Source organism: Acinetobacter sp. CAU_H_78 (genome assembly GCF_058599365.1).
This window is the reverse complement of sequence record NZ_CM178652.1, coordinates 1,859,075-1,872,383: the sequence shown is the minus strand read 5'-3', so window position 1 is coordinate 1,872,383 and position 13,309 is coordinate 1,859,075. Positions and strand designations below refer to the sequence as shown.

Here is a 13,309-nt window from a genome sequence, read left to right as displayed (position 1 = left end):
GGAATAAGTCATGACTATTGTAAAAATTGAAAATGTCCGTGTTCTTGACCCAATCCAAAACACTGATTCAGTCGAAACGGTTTATCTGGAAAATGGTAAACGTGTTGCAGAGACTGCTAACGTATCTGAGACCATTGATGGACAGGGCAAATGGCTGATGCCAACCATGGTGGACCTGTGTGCACGTTTACGAGAACCGGGCCAGCAGCAACACGGAACTTTAAAGTCTGAAGGTAAGGCTGCACGTGAAAACGGGATTCTGCATGTCTTTACCCCGCCAGATTCCAAACCGATTGTGCAGGATAATGGTGCGCTGATTCATGGTCTGGTTGAAAAAGCCATGCTGGATGGCGGTATTTATTTACAGGTGATCGGTGCGCAAACCCAAGGTTTGCAAGGTCAGCAACCGGCCAATATGGCTGGTTTAAAAAAAGGCGGTTGTACTGCGGTTTCTAATGCCAGTGCGCCGTTTGCCAATGATGATGTGGTATTACGTACACTTGAATATGCAGCGGGTTTGGATCTGACTGTAGTGTTCTATGCAGAAGAGCCGCAAATTGCCAAAGATGGTTGTGTGCATGAAGGCTTTATTGCTTCACGTCAGGGCTTGCCAATGATTCCGGCACTAGCTGAAACTGTAGCAATTGCCAAATACCTGCTCATGATTGAAGCGACTAAAGTACGCGCTCATTTTGGCTTGTTATCTTGTGGTGCATCAGTAGAACTGATCCGTATTGCTAAAGAAAAAGGCTTGCCAGTAACTTGTGATGTCGCTATGCACCAATTGCATCTGACTGACCATCTGATTGATGGCTTTAACTCTCTTGCACACGTACGTCCACCATTACGTTCTGAATCTGACAAAGAATTACTGCGTCAAGGTGTGAAATCTGGTGTGATTGATGCGATCTGTACCCATCATGAACCCCTGAGCAGCTCTGCCAAAATGGCACCCTTTGCGGAAACACAGCCTGGCTTTACCGCGTTTGACACCTATGTACCGTTCGGTATCCAGCTGGTGAATGAAGGCTTCTTTACGCCGTTGGAATGGGTGGAGAAAGTCACAGTTGCTCCTGCGAAAGTCGCCAGTATGTTTGAGCGTTGGAAAGCGGAAGCAGGCTGGGTACTGGTTGATCCAGAACAAGAATGGACATTAAGCAAAGAAACGATCGTTTCTCAAGGTAAAAATACACCACTACTCAATCAAAAAGTGAAAGGTAAAGTGCTGCAAACTTTTATTGCCGCATAACACTTACATTTCGCGTTTACAAAAAGTCAGCTTCGGCTGACTTTTTTATATCTTAAATAAAATACTAGAAAAGTTAGCCCTACATAAACAGTGAAACTTTATGATATCAGTACAATTATTAACATTCCAAAGAGGGTGGATCGCTACACTGATTAAATATTAAACATTATAAATCAGAATAATGGTGATCTTGATGAATACAGATTTAATTGAACGTTTAAAGAGTGATGTGACCGCCATTGTGCTGCAAGGTGAAACTGAACATCTATTTGCCAAGGATCAGGCCTTAGCCCAATTCTATCCTGTATTGTTAAGTATTCTTCGTGCAAGACCGGCCTGGATTGAAAGTTTAGGTCAGCAACTTAATCCCAAGATTGATGAATTATTTAATAATAATCCGACCCTAAAACAACAATTCTTGACTCAGTTAGATTCAACTGCGCCTCAAGATGAAATTGAACAGACCCTGAACCGGGCAATTGTTCCAACCATGAATTTCTTGCAGGCAGAAGCGGGTGCACCCACTGCTGAAGCAGTAGGCCATTTGTTAGATACCCATGCAGACTCGATTCAACGGTCACTTCCAGTCTGGGCTGGTCCTATACTGGCATCTTTAGGCGTATCTCCGCTTGCAGGACAAAACCTGAACCGCGCATCAGGTCTGGCTTCTGAACCGGAGGCAGAGCCGGTACTGACTGAAGAGAAAAAAGCAGTGGTGTTCTGGCCATTTATTCTCCTCGTGATTATTGCGGCGATTATCTTATTCTTCTTCCGTGGATGCCTGCGTGATGATGATCCGGATGAATTGCGAAATGCTCAGGCGGTGAGTGAAGCTGCTGCAACGAACCCTGCAATTCTCAAAATCAGTACCGGTAGTCAGGGTGAAATCGTCAACTGTCAGGTACAGATGAATGATCCAAAATATATGCAAATTCTGCAAAATGAAATTAAGCAGATCTTTAATTACAGTATTGGCTGTGGTGCAGTAGCCAATGAGAATTACCATTCTGAATTTATTGATCAGGATACGATTCCATCCGTATTGAAATTACTGCAAGGCATGTCGAATGTGACTTTGACTTGGGCAGGTAATCAGGTATCTGTGCAGGCAGCGAACAGTGCAGATGCACAGCGTTTGGCAGGTCAGATTCGTGGTCTGGCTAAAAATGTAGAAGTCGTGACCCAAAAACCGGTTGATATGGATGAGGCGATCAATACAGCCAATACTGAGGCTAAAAAAGCTTTAGATGAACTTCAGATGGAGAATATTGAGGCGCTAGATGTTGCAACTGCCTTAAACCTGCAAATTATTCATTTCGCGACAGGTTCTACCGAAATTCCTGAAGTGAATAAAAGCTTGTTGGATCAGACCGCAGCTTTATTACAATATGCCAAAGATGTACGTCTAACCGTGATGGGCCATACTGATACGGAAGGCAGCAGCACTCAAAATCAGGAACTGTCTTTAAAACGTGCCCAAGCCATTGTAAATTATCTGGTACAGAAAGGGGTGAATCCGGCACAATTACAACCTGTAGGTATGGCGGCGAATCAGCCTGCTCAACCAAATGCGACTTCGAACGGGCAGTATCAAAACCGCCGTGTAACTTTTGAAGTTATGAGTACCGAAGACGGTCGTATCCATACTGTAGATAATGAAGGCGTGGTTGAGAAGAAAGCCAGCTAAATCATCTTTTATCATAAAAAAAGGACGAATGATTCGTCCTTTTTTTATTTGTCCTGAATTAAGAGAAGACAGGTGGGGTATAAGTCAGGGTTCTTCCCAGGAACCAGAGCAAGAACAGTACCAACGGAAGATGAAAGACCAGTTGTGTCACTGTAAAGCCAATTACATCTTTGGCCTTTAATTTCAAGATTCCTAGCATAGGGAGCATAAAGAAAGGATTAATCAGATTGGGTAAGGCTTCGGCTGCATTATATATCTGGACAGACCAGCCCAGATGTACTTTCAGATCATGTGCGGCCTGCATCACATAAGGTGCTTCAATAATCCATTTTCCTCCACCAGAAGGAATGAAAAAGCCTAAAATCGCTGAATAAATTCCCATAACGATGGCAAAGGTTTCCTGGGATGCAATTGACACGAAAAACTCGGCGATATAGTGCGACAGGGAAAGATCAGCAGAATTCAGGGCATTGGTCATCATAAAGGCAATACTGCCATAAAGCGGGAACTGGATCAGCACCCCTGAAATAGCCGGCACAGCTTTGGACACAGCATTGAGAAAATTACGCGGTGTACCATGCAGGGCTACACCCAAAATCAGAAAGATAAAGTTATAGGTGTTTAAGCTGGAGATTGCCAGAATAGGATTGCTTTTGGAAAACTCGTTAAACATCCAGACCAGACCCAGAATCACAATCAGAATACTTAAGATTGGCGAGTTTTCAAGCCAGTCACCCGGACGTTTATGGGTCACGGTTTCAGTCTTTTCTTCTTCAATCTGGATCGGGAAGTGATCAATGGTTTTAATATGATTGCCTTTGGGCGCAGACCAGTAGGCAATGGCAATCGAAGCGATGATCAAGACTGCTGTCATGATCATGGATTGCGGCAGGAAAATCGTTTCAGTAAATGGAATCACACCGGTCAGATTATACAGAGGTTCTGGCAGGCTGGATTTGTTGGCCTGTAATTGCGCTGCTGAAGAACTGATGCCGAGTGCCCAGGTTGCACCCATCCCGATAATCGCTGCTGCGGCAGCCGCACGGTAATCCATGTTCAGTTCTTTACGCTGTGCCAGTGCGATCACCAGAAGTGCAGTTAGCACTGTACTCATCGCCCAGTTAATCAGGGAAATCAGTAGACTAACAGTGGCGACGAGAACGATGGCTCCACGTCCAGAATGAGGAATGCGCGCCATTTTCTGAATCAATAATTGCATCGGTTTGGAAACCGAAACTACATAACCCACCACGATCAGCATACACATCTGTAAGGTAAAGGGAATCAGACTCCAGAATCCGTCACCAAATGAAATCGCGACGTCTTGTGCCGGCGCACCAATGCCAATCGCGGCAATCGCAACGATGATGACACCGAGTAGGGCAAAGATATAAGAGTCCGGAAACCATTTTTCAGACCAGTCGCTGACGCGCATGGCAAAGCGCTGCAAGATATTTTGTTGAGTTTGCATGATTAAAATCCATTTATTCTGCATTTGTTATTAAGAAGTGGCTTTCTTCAGCCAAAAAGAAACCCTTAAAAATTTTCATTTTAAGGGTTGGGAAAAATCAGGCTGCTTTACGGAGTAAAGGTACGCCGGTGACTTTCTGAATTTCATCAAAACTGACATCGGGTGCCAGTTCTACAAGTTGAATACCTTCAGGTGTGACATCCAATACACCTAAGTCAGTAATAATCCGGTTCACTACGGCCTGGCCAGTAAGCGGAAGACTACATTGTGAGACAATTTTAGGCGTACCATCTTTAGCGCAGTGTTCCATCAGCACCACAACTTTTTGCACACCTGCGACCAGATCCATGGCACCACCCATGCCTTTGACTTTCTTGCCTGGAATCATCCAGTTGGCTAGATCACCATTTTCTGAGACTTCCATAGCCCCCAGAATGGCGATATTGACATGACCGCCACGGATCATGGCAAAGGAGTCAGCACTGGAAAAGAAAGAAGCACCTTTGCGGGCAGTTACCGTCTGTTTGCCAGCATTGATCAGGTCTGCATCCACAGTATCGGCTGTTGGAAATTCTCCAATACCCAACAGACCATTCTCAGACTGTAGCCAGACATTAATATTCTCTGGAATATAGTTGGCGACTAAGGTTGGCAGACCAATACCCAGATTGACATAGAAACCATCTTCAAGTTCCTGTGCGGCGCGCTGCGCCATTTCATTACGTGTCCAAGCCATGATCAAGCCTCCGCCTTTAAAGTCATCTGTTCAATCCGTTTTTCCGGTTGGGTATTGAGTACAATCCGGTTCACATAAATGCCTGGAAGGTGAATTTCATCTGGATCAAGGGCACCGATCTCGACAATTTCTTCGACTTCAGCAACGGTCACTTTGCCAGCCATGGCACAGACCGGATTGAAGTTCTGGGCAGTTTTACGGAAAATCAGGTTACCGGCTTTATCGGCCTTGTAGGCTTTGACTAAAGCCACATCAGCAGTTAAGGATTCTTCCAGAATATAAGACTTGCCATTGAATTCGCGGACATCTTTACCTTCAGCAATGACGGTACCGACACCAGTCGCGGTATAGAAAGCGGGAATACCTGCACCACCGGCACGTAATTTTTCCGCTAACGTGCCTTGTGGAGTCAATTCTACTTCGAGTTCACCGCTTAAGTATTGGCGTTCAAATTCCTTGTTCTCACCGACATAAGAAGAAATCATTTTTTTGATCTGTTTGGTCTGCAGCAATAGACCCAAGCCAAAGCCATCGACACCGGCATTATTAGAAATACAGGTCAGATTTTTGGCACCGGTTTCTTTTAAAGCTGCAATGAGGGCTTCTGGGATACCACATAGACCAAAACCGCCTACCGCAAGGGTATGTCCATCCTGGACCACACCGTCTAAAGCGGCTTTTGCACTGTCATACACTTTATTTGACATTTTTACCTCGATTTATTCTTCTCTTGCAGATCTCTGTTATCTAAAGATCTGCTGATTTCTATCCATGAGGACTTATAGAGTGTCCGGCTATTTCAAGTTTTTAAGCACAGGCTTTTTGCCAATAGGCATTGGCATAATTGGAGGGATTATTGCGTTGTAGAACCTCACTGATATTACGGCTGGCCTGCATCAGGGCATCCAGCTGAATACCGGTTTCAAAGCCCATCTTGGAAAGCAGGTAATACAGGTCTTCAGTTGAAACATTGCCGGAAGCGCCTTTGGCATAAGGACAGCCACCGAGACCGGCAATAGAGGAGTCAAATACCCGAATCCCTTGCAACAATGACTGGTAAATATTAGCGATGGCCATACCATAGGTATTATGAAAATGGCCAGCCAGCACTTTATTATCAATTTCTGAAAGACAAGCATCCCAGACGTTCTTCACGCGATCCGGAGTTGCCGTACCAATGGTTTCACCTAATGACACTTCATAGCAGCCCATATCTAGTAGACGCTGCGTAACTTTTACGACCTGCTTCGGATCAATTGCACCTTCATAAGGGCAGTCCACCATACAAGAGACATAGCCACGAACCCTTACATCATTAGCTTTGGCAGCGGCCATCACATCTGCAAACTTCTCAAAGCTTTCATCAATCGAGCAGTTGATGTTCTTACGAGTAAAGCTTTCAGAAGCTGCGGTAAATACCGCAACTTCTTTACAACCCACAGCCAGCGCTGATTCAAAACCTTTCATGTTTGGCGTCAGCAAACTGAACTGAATATTCGGATCTTTAGGCAAGCTGGCAAATAGCGCGTCGCTATCTGCCATCTGTGGGACCCATTTGGCTGAAACACAGGAACCGACCTCAATCGCTTGCAAACCTGTTTTCATCAGGTCGAGAATCAGGTTTTTACGGTCGTCTAGCGTTAAAGGTGTTTTTTCATTTTGCAGGCCATCACGTGGCCCGACTTCTACGATTTTAACGAAATCTGTCATGCAACTTCCTCCGTTAGCGGCTGAAACTCTACCAGTTCATCACCCGCTTTAACCTGATCACCTTTCTGGAAGTATGAGTTTGCGATAATGCCATCATGCGGAGCGCGAATGGTATATTCGATCTTCATTGCTTCCAAAGTCAGCAGTACATCGTCTTTTTTTACTTTGTCATTTGCCGTGACTAGAACCTGAGTAATCACGCCAGGCATTGGCGCAGTCAGATTGTTTTCAGTGGCTTGTTCATCCTGGCTATTAAAGTCATTTTTCAAATAATTGAACTTGTAGCTTTGACCATTCTGGAACAGGGTAATGCCATGCTCAGTCTGGCTAAATGCGAGTTTCTGCTGCTGACCTGCAAGATTTAACTGGAGTAGGTGTTGATCGAGCAGTTCACCCTGGATGGTGAGTGTCTGGCCTTCATAATTTGCCAGGAAGCTATTTTCTAGCGCTTTAAAGCTCACCACACGTAAAATGTCATTACATTGCAATTTAATTGTGTAGCTATTTTGCTGATTCAGACGCCAAAATGCCTTTTGTTGCCAAACTGGATTATTGCTAGTCGGGTTTTGAGCCATACGAGATAACAGCTCAACCAAGGCTGCAGTGACCACTAATTCTGCACTGATATCAGCAGATGGTTTGAGTAGAAACTCTTCTTCACGTTGAATCAGGCCAGTATCGAGATGGGCATTTTTAAATGAATCACATAATACTAAGCGATCAAGAAAAGCGATGTTATTGCCAAGACCATCGACATGAAACTGACCCAAGGCATGATGCATCTGGGTTAAAGCAGCTTCACGGTTTTTGCCCCAAACAATCAGTTTGGCAATCATCGGATCATAATAGGTGCTGATTTCATCGCCTTCGACAATGCCACTATCAACGCGCACATGGTCATTTTGCTCCGGATAATGCAGGTAGCTGATCTGACCAATAGCAGGAATAAAGCCTTTTTCTGGTTCTTCGGCATAAACACGGGCTTCGAGTGCATGACCGTGTATCTGTAATTCATGTTGCTGTTTCGGTAAAGGCTCACCAAATGCGACACGTAACTGCCATTCCACCAGATCCTGACCGGTGATCATTTCAGTGACCGGATGCTCAACCTGTAGACGGGTATTCATTTCCATGAAGTAAGCAGTACCGTCTTGTTCAACGATGAACTCGACTGTACCGGCACCAACATAATTTACTGCACGTGCAGCATCAATTGCGGCTTGGCGCATCGCCTCAAGTTTATCTTCAGGCATTTTTGGTGCAGGTGCTTCTTCCAGAACTTTCTGGTGACGACGCTGCACGGAGCAATCACGTTCAAACAGATGCACATAATTGCTATGTGTATCACCAAAGACCTGAACTTCAATATGACGTGGTTGCACCACATAACGTTCAATCAGCACATCTTCATTGCCGAAGCTGGAACGTGCTTCGCTTTTACAGGAAGCGAGTGAACTGAGGAAATCTTCACTACGTTCAACCAGACGCATGCCTTTACCGCCACCGCCGGCACTAGCCTTGATCAGTACTGGATAGCCGATACTATCGGCTTGTTGTTTCAGGAAATCGGCATCCTGATTGGTACCATGATAGCCTGGGGTTAACGGTACACCGGCTTTTTCCATTAAGGCTTTAGAGGTCGCTTTCAGACCCATTGCTAAGATTGCATCCACTGGCGGACCAATAAAGACAATGTTGTTATCCTGACAGGCCAGAGCAAACTGGTCATTTTCAGACAGGAAACCATAACCTGGATGAATGGCCTGAGCACCGGTAGTTTTAGCTGCCTGAATAATACGTTCAATCTGTAAATAACTTTGTGCAGCAGGCGATTCACCAATATGGATGGCTTCATCTGCCAGTTTCACATGCTGTGCCTGTGCATCGGCATCGGAATATACGGCAACAGTAGCGATGCCTAACTTTTTCGCTGTACGAATTACACGACAGGCAATTTCACCACGGTTGGCAATTAAAATCTTTTCAAACATCCTACGATCCTTCTTGTTGTTATGCCGTGGTCTTGATCCAGGCCGGGCTTTGTTTGTTTAAAAATGCATTCAGTCCATTTTTCGCCTCATCTCCCTGGCGAACATGGGCAATATGCTGTGCGGTTTTAAGCAGCAAATCTTCAGTCAGAACCTGCTGATCGACCAGTTGAATCAGCTGTTTTGAAGCGTTTTGCGCTGCTGGTCCACCGAGTAAGAGTGCTTCCACAATCTCATCAATTTTACTGTCGAGCTGTTCTGGTGCAGTCACTTCATGTGCCAGACCAATGGTTTTCGCCTGTTCAGCTGAGATTCGCTCAGCAGTCAGGAAATAGCGTGACGCTTGACGGGCGCCAATTGCACGAATCACATAAGGGCTAATAGTTGAAGGAGCCAATCCTAAACGTACTTCCGATGTAGCAAACTTGGCATCGGTGCTGGCGATACAGATATCACAAGCGGATGCCAGACCCATACCGCCGCCAAAAGCAATTCCATGGACACGGGCAATCGTCGGTTGTTTTAATGTCGCCAGACTTTGCAGCATTTTTGCCAGTTTTAGGGCATCAGCTTCATTGTCTGCCTGTGAGGCCTGACCGGCCTGTTTCATCCAGTTCAGATCCGCACCCGCAGAAAAGCTTTTACCTCGGCCTGCCAGAATCACTACACGTACATCATCACGCTGATTTAAAGACTGGAAGCAGGCATGTAACTCTTCAATGACTTGGGTGTTAAACGCATTGTGCAGTTCAGCACGATTAATCCAGACAGTTGCCACCTGATTCTGCTGCTCGAGCTGTAAAAATTGATAGTCCATTTTTGTCGCCTCTTACATGCGGAACACGCCGAATTTGGTTGGCTGAATTGGTGCATTCATCGCTGCAGCCAGACTTAGGGCCAGGACTTCACGCGATTGCGCTGGGTCAATGACACCGTCATCCCATAGACGCGCAGAAGCATAATAAGGATGGCCTTGGCGCTCGTATTGATCACGAATCGGCTGTTTAAACTGGTCTTCTTCTTCAGCTGACCAAGCCCCACCTTTTTGCTCAATCTGATCGCGTTTCAAAGTCGACAATACGCTAGAGGCCTGTTCACCGCCCATCACCGAAATACGTGAGTTTGGCCAGGTCCACATGAAGCGTGGTGAGTAAGCACGGCCACACATGCCATAGTTACCGGCACCAAAAGAACCGCCAATCACCAGAGTCAGTTTAGGCACATTGGCTGTCGCGACGGCCATCACCAGCTTGGCACCATTTTTGGCAATACCTTCATTTTCATACTGACGACCCACCATAAAGCCGGTAATGTTTTGCAGGAAGATCAGCGGAATATTGCGCTGGGTACATAATTCAATAAAATGCGCGCCTTTTTGTGCAGACTCAGAGAATAAAATTCCATTGTTGGCAATAATCCCGACTGGCATTCCATAGAGCTTGGCAAAGCCAGTGACCAGGGTAGTACCGAAACGTGCCTTGAATTCATCAAAACGTGAGCCATCGACAATACGCGCAATCACTTCACGGATATCAAACGGTTTACGTGCATCGCTTGGCACAATGCCGTACAGTTCTGAACTGTCAAAACGCGGTGCTTCGATTTCATCTGCGGTCTTGTTTGGCTTTTTGTTCAGGTTCGCCACAATGTTGCGGGCAATGGCAATTGCGTGTTCATCATTTTCTGCCAGATGATCGGCAACCCCAGATAAACGGGTATGTACATCACCACCGCCTAGATCTTCACTGGAAACTACTTCACCAGTAGCTGCTTTCACCAGAGGAGGGCCGCCAAGGAAAATAGTACCCTGATTGCGCACAATAATGGTTTCATCTGACATCGCTGGCACATAAGCACCACCGGCTGTACAGCTACCCATCACTACAGCAATCTGGGCAATACCTAGACTCGACATACGTGCCTGATTGTAAAAGATACGGCCAAAGTGATCACGATCCGGGAATACTTCATCCTGTAAAGGCAGATAAGCACCGCCAGAATCGACCAGATAAATACAGGGCAAATGATTCTGTTCGGCAATTTCCTGGGCACGTAAATGCTTTTTCACCGTAAGTGGATAATAAGTACCGCCTTTGACTGTGGCATCATTGGCCACGATCATGCAGGTCACACCATTCACTTGGCCCACACCTGCGACCACACCTGCTGCAGGAACATCATCCTGATAAACCTGATAGGCAGCCAGTTGACCGATTTCCAGAAAAGCCGTGCCTGGATCAATTAAATGATTGATCCGTTCACGCGGCAGTAATTTGCCGCGATCCAGATGTTTCTGGCGGGCATTTTCTCCGCCACCCAAGGCAATTTTTTCTACTTTCTGTTTAAGATCATCCACCAGTTGCAGCATGGCAGCCTGGTTGGTCTTAAACTCTTCACTACGTATATTGATTTTGCTCTGTAACTGATTCATGACGAACATCCTTGTCTTATTCTAAGTGTTAATGTTTAGGCTGTTTCGTTGAAGAGCTCACGGCCAATGAGCATGCGGCGGATTTCGGAAGTACCGGCGCCAATTTCATAGAGTTTGGCATCGCGCCATAAACGGCCTGCAGCAAATTCATTGATATAACCGTTACCACCTAGGGTCTGAATAGTTTCGCCTGCCATCCAGGTCGCTTTTTCAGCGGCATATAAAATGGCACTGGCAGCGTCTTTACGCAGGCTACGGCTATGATCAGCCTTGTCACATTCAGCACCAACGGCATACACCAGGGCCTTACATGCCAGCCAGGTAGAGTACATGTCAGCAATTTTGCCTTGCATTAACTGGAATTCACCCAGTGCCTGACCAAACTGTTTACGGTCATGAATATAAGGGATCACAGTATCCATGCAGGCATCCATAATGCCTAATGGACCAGCACTGAGAACCGCACGTTCATAGTCCAGACCGCTCATCAGAACTTTAGTCCCATTGCCGACACCGCCAAGCACGTTTTCTTTCGGAACTTCGACATTGTCAAAAAACAGGGGATAGGTATTGGAACCGCGCATACCCAGTTTGTCCAAATGGGTGCCGTGGCTAAAACCTGGCATATTTTTCTCAACCAAAAAGGCAGTCATGCCTTTGGCGCCAGCTTGTAAATCGGTTTTAGCATAGACGACGAGTACATCGGCATCACCACCATTAGTGATCCACATCTTGGAGCCGTTGAGTAGATAATGATCGCCTTTATCTTCAGCTTTCAGTTTCATGCTGACCACATCTGATCCGGCATTCGGCTCAGACATTGCTAATGCACCGACATATTCGCCAGAAATCAGTTTTGGCAGGTAACGCTGTTTTTGTTCTTCATTACCATTTCGCTTAATTTGGTTTACACATAGGTTAGAATGGGCGCCATAGGACAAACCAATGGATGCTGAAGCACGGGAAATTTCTTGCATGGCAATAATATGGGCCAGATACCCCAGATTGGTACCGCCATATTCCTCACTGACCGTTAAACCAAGTAGGCCCATATCACCAAATTTTTTCCAGAGGTGAGCCGGGAATTCATTGTCACGGTCAACTTGCTGGGCAATTGGGGCAATTTCCTTGGCGCAAAATGCGGCCACTGAATCACGAAGCGCAATAAGAGTTTCATCCAAACCGAAATCTAAGCTTTGTAAATTCATTCTTCATCCATCCTGAGATTATATTTGTTGTGTCCAAAAGCATTTTTGTTGTGCTTGTTTTTTTAACATACAACGAAAAATTAAAAAAGTGAACCTATATTCACAAAATGATTTACAATTCATTTTATCTGGTTGAGAATAAGATTATGAGTTATAAAAGATCATCACTGATGCAGGAACGAATGGAACAAAATCGTTTGTCGATTTTACAGTCTGCTCGTGAACTGATTACTCAAGGGGGCTTTAAAGAGGCGTCGATTCAGGCGATTGCAGAACGCGCAGGCGTTTCTACAGGGCTGGTATATCGATATTTTGAAAACAAAAGCCAGATTTTGATTGAGGTTTTGTCGGCAGCGATTCAGCACGAAGTTGGAATTCTTGTTTCCATTGCCGGGTCGGATTTGTCGCCAAAACTGAAATTGCAAAAATCTGTTACAACTTTTGTGAAACGTGCCATGAATAGCCCCCAGTTGGCGTATTCACTTATGTTTGAACCGGTTGATCCGGAAATGGAACATGAGCGTTTTCGCAGTAAACAGCTGCTTAAACAAAGCATTAAGGAAATCCTGGCCGAAGGAAAGGTGAATGGAGAGTTCGAGTTTGAAGATTTAAATACGGCAGCTTTGGGCGTGGTGGGTGCCATGACCTTTGTCGTGATTGAACCTTTGAATCCGTCCCGTAATGTGATGTTTGATCAGAACTACAAGGATCACTTTGTCAAACAGATTGCCGATTTTTGTGTTAACGCAGTACATCGACAGGAGGGAAATTCAGCAGCATAGACGCACAAAAACAGGCACATAGACAAGGTCGTCGTGGTCATAAAACA

Annotated in this window: 11 protein-coding genes; 3 read left to right on the top strand and 8 right to left on the bottom strand. The window is 45.5% G+C overall.

The genetic code is table 11. The features are described from left to right. The first annotated feature begins 10 nt into the window (after positions 1 to 10). Positions 11 to 1,249: a dihydroorotase gene (locus tag AC4MCD_RS09065; RefSeq protein ID WP_491875934.1), complete on the top strand. Its 1,239-nt coding sequence runs from the start codon at positions 11 to 13 to the stop codon at positions 1,247 to 1,249. A 193-nt stretch (positions 1,250 to 1,442) separates the two neighbouring features. Continuing rightward, positions 1,443 to 2,936, top strand: coding sequence for an OmpA family protein (locus AC4MCD_RS09060; RefSeq protein WP_491875933.1), 1,494 nt, complete (start codon positions 1,443 to 1,445; stop codon positions 2,934 to 2,936). Between the two features lie 58 nt (positions 2,937 to 2,994). Here the strand turns inward: AC4MCD_RS09060 and AC4MCD_RS09055 are convergent, their stop codons facing one another. From AC4MCD_RS09055 to AC4MCD_RS09020, 8 genes are all read right to left on the bottom strand, one after another. Continuing rightward, positions 2,995 to 4,407 (bottom strand): short-chain fatty acid transporter, encoded by a 1,413-nt coding sequence (locus tag AC4MCD_RS09055; RefSeq protein WP_491875932.1) that lies wholly within the window; start codon positions 4,405 to 4,407, stop codon positions 2,995 to 2,997. A gap of 97 nt (positions 4,408 to 4,504) precedes the next feature. Then, entirely contained in the window at positions 4,505 to 5,143 is a 639-nt protein-coding gene (locus AC4MCD_RS09050) for a CoA transferase subunit B (RefSeq protein ID WP_004782495.1), read from the bottom strand. 2 nt (positions 5,144 to 5,145) lie between these two features. After that, on the bottom strand, positions 5,146 to 5,850 hold the full coding sequence (locus AC4MCD_RS09045) for a CoA transferase subunit A (RefSeq protein ID WP_491875931.1): 705 nt from the start codon (positions 5,848 to 5,850) through the stop codon (positions 5,146 to 5,148). Between the two features lie 100 nt (positions 5,851 to 5,950). Continuing rightward, on the bottom strand, positions 5,951 to 6,853 hold the full coding sequence (locus tag AC4MCD_RS09040) for a hydroxymethylglutaryl-CoA lyase (RefSeq protein ID WP_491875930.1): 903 nt from the start codon (positions 6,851 to 6,853) through the stop codon (positions 5,951 to 5,953). Further along, positions 6,850 to 8,844 carry an acetyl/propionyl/methylcrotonyl-CoA carboxylase subunit alpha gene (locus AC4MCD_RS09035; protein WP_491875929.1) on the bottom strand — a complete coding sequence of 665 codons (1,995 nt, stop codon included), beginning with the start codon at positions 8,842 to 8,844 and terminating at the stop codon, positions 6,850 to 6,852. The genes AC4MCD_RS09040 and AC4MCD_RS09035 overlap by 4 nt, the downstream gene beginning before the upstream one ends. 19 nt (positions 8,845 to 8,863) lie before the next feature. Continuing rightward, complete coding sequence (locus AC4MCD_RS09030; protein WP_180139268.1) at positions 8,864 to 9,658, bottom strand: enoyl-CoA hydratase/isomerase family protein; 795 nt, start codon at positions 9,656 to 9,658, stop codon at positions 8,864 to 8,866. Positions 9,659 to 9,670: 12 nt separating this feature from the next. Further along, complete coding sequence (locus tag AC4MCD_RS09025) at positions 9,671 to 11,272, bottom strand: carboxyl transferase domain-containing protein (protein ID WP_313398439.1); 1,602 nt, start codon at positions 11,270 to 11,272, stop codon at positions 9,671 to 9,673. A gap of 35 nt (positions 11,273 to 11,307) precedes the next feature. Continuing rightward, entirely contained in the window at positions 11,308 to 12,480 is a 1,173-nt protein-coding gene (locus AC4MCD_RS09020) for an isovaleryl-CoA dehydrogenase (RefSeq protein ID WP_004782484.1), read from the bottom strand. A 146-nt stretch (positions 12,481 to 12,626) separates the two neighbouring features. Here AC4MCD_RS09020 and AC4MCD_RS09015 point away from each other — a divergent pair, with 146 nt between their 5' ends. Then, positions 12,627 to 13,262: a TetR/AcrR family transcriptional regulator gene (locus tag AC4MCD_RS09015; RefSeq protein WP_004782481.1), complete on the top strand. Its 636-nt coding sequence runs from the start codon at positions 12,627 to 12,629 to the stop codon at positions 13,260 to 13,262. The last annotated feature ends 47 nt before the right edge of the window (positions 13,263 to 13,309 follow it).

Excerpts from the sequence above, each read along its gene's own strand:
- AC4MCD_RS09065 (WP_491875934.1), top strand. The coding sequence starts at position 11 with ATGACTATTGTAAAAATTGAAAATGTCCGTGTTCTTGACCCAATCCAA.
- AC4MCD_RS09060 (WP_491875933.1), top strand. The coding sequence starts at position 1,443 with ATGAATACAGATTTAATTGAACGTTTAAAGAGTGATGTGACCGCCATT.
- AC4MCD_RS09055 (WP_491875932.1), bottom strand. The coding sequence starts at position 4,407 with ATGCAAACTCAACAAAATATCTTGCAGCGCTTTGCCATGCGCGTCAGC.
- AC4MCD_RS09050 (WP_004782495.1), bottom strand. The coding sequence starts at position 5,143 with ATGGCTTGGACACGTAATGAAATGGCGCAGCGCGCCGCACAGGAACTT.
- AC4MCD_RS09045 (WP_491875931.1), bottom strand. The coding sequence starts at position 5,850 with ATGTCAAATAAAGTGTATGACAGTGCAAAAGCCGCTTTAGACGGTGTG.
- AC4MCD_RS09040 (WP_491875930.1), bottom strand. The coding sequence starts at position 6,853 with ATGACAGATTTCGTTAAAATCGTAGAAGTCGGGCCACGTGATGGCCTG.
- AC4MCD_RS09035 (WP_491875929.1), bottom strand. The coding sequence starts at position 8,844 with ATGTTTGAAAAGATTTTAATTGCCAACCGTGGTGAAATTGCCTGTCGT.
- AC4MCD_RS09030 (WP_180139268.1), bottom strand. The coding sequence starts at position 9,658 with ATGGACTATCAATTTTTACAGCTCGAGCAGCAGAATCAGGTGGCAACT.
- AC4MCD_RS09025 (WP_313398439.1), bottom strand. The coding sequence starts at position 11,272 with ATGAATCAGTTACAGAGCAAAATCAATATACGTAGTGAAGAGTTTAAG.
- AC4MCD_RS09020 (WP_004782484.1), bottom strand. The coding sequence starts at position 12,480 with ATGAATTTACAAAGCTTAGATTTCGGTTTGGATGAAACTCTTATTGCG.
- AC4MCD_RS09015 (WP_004782481.1), top strand. The coding sequence starts at position 12,627 with ATGAGTTATAAAAGATCATCACTGATGCAGGAACGAATGGAACAAAAT.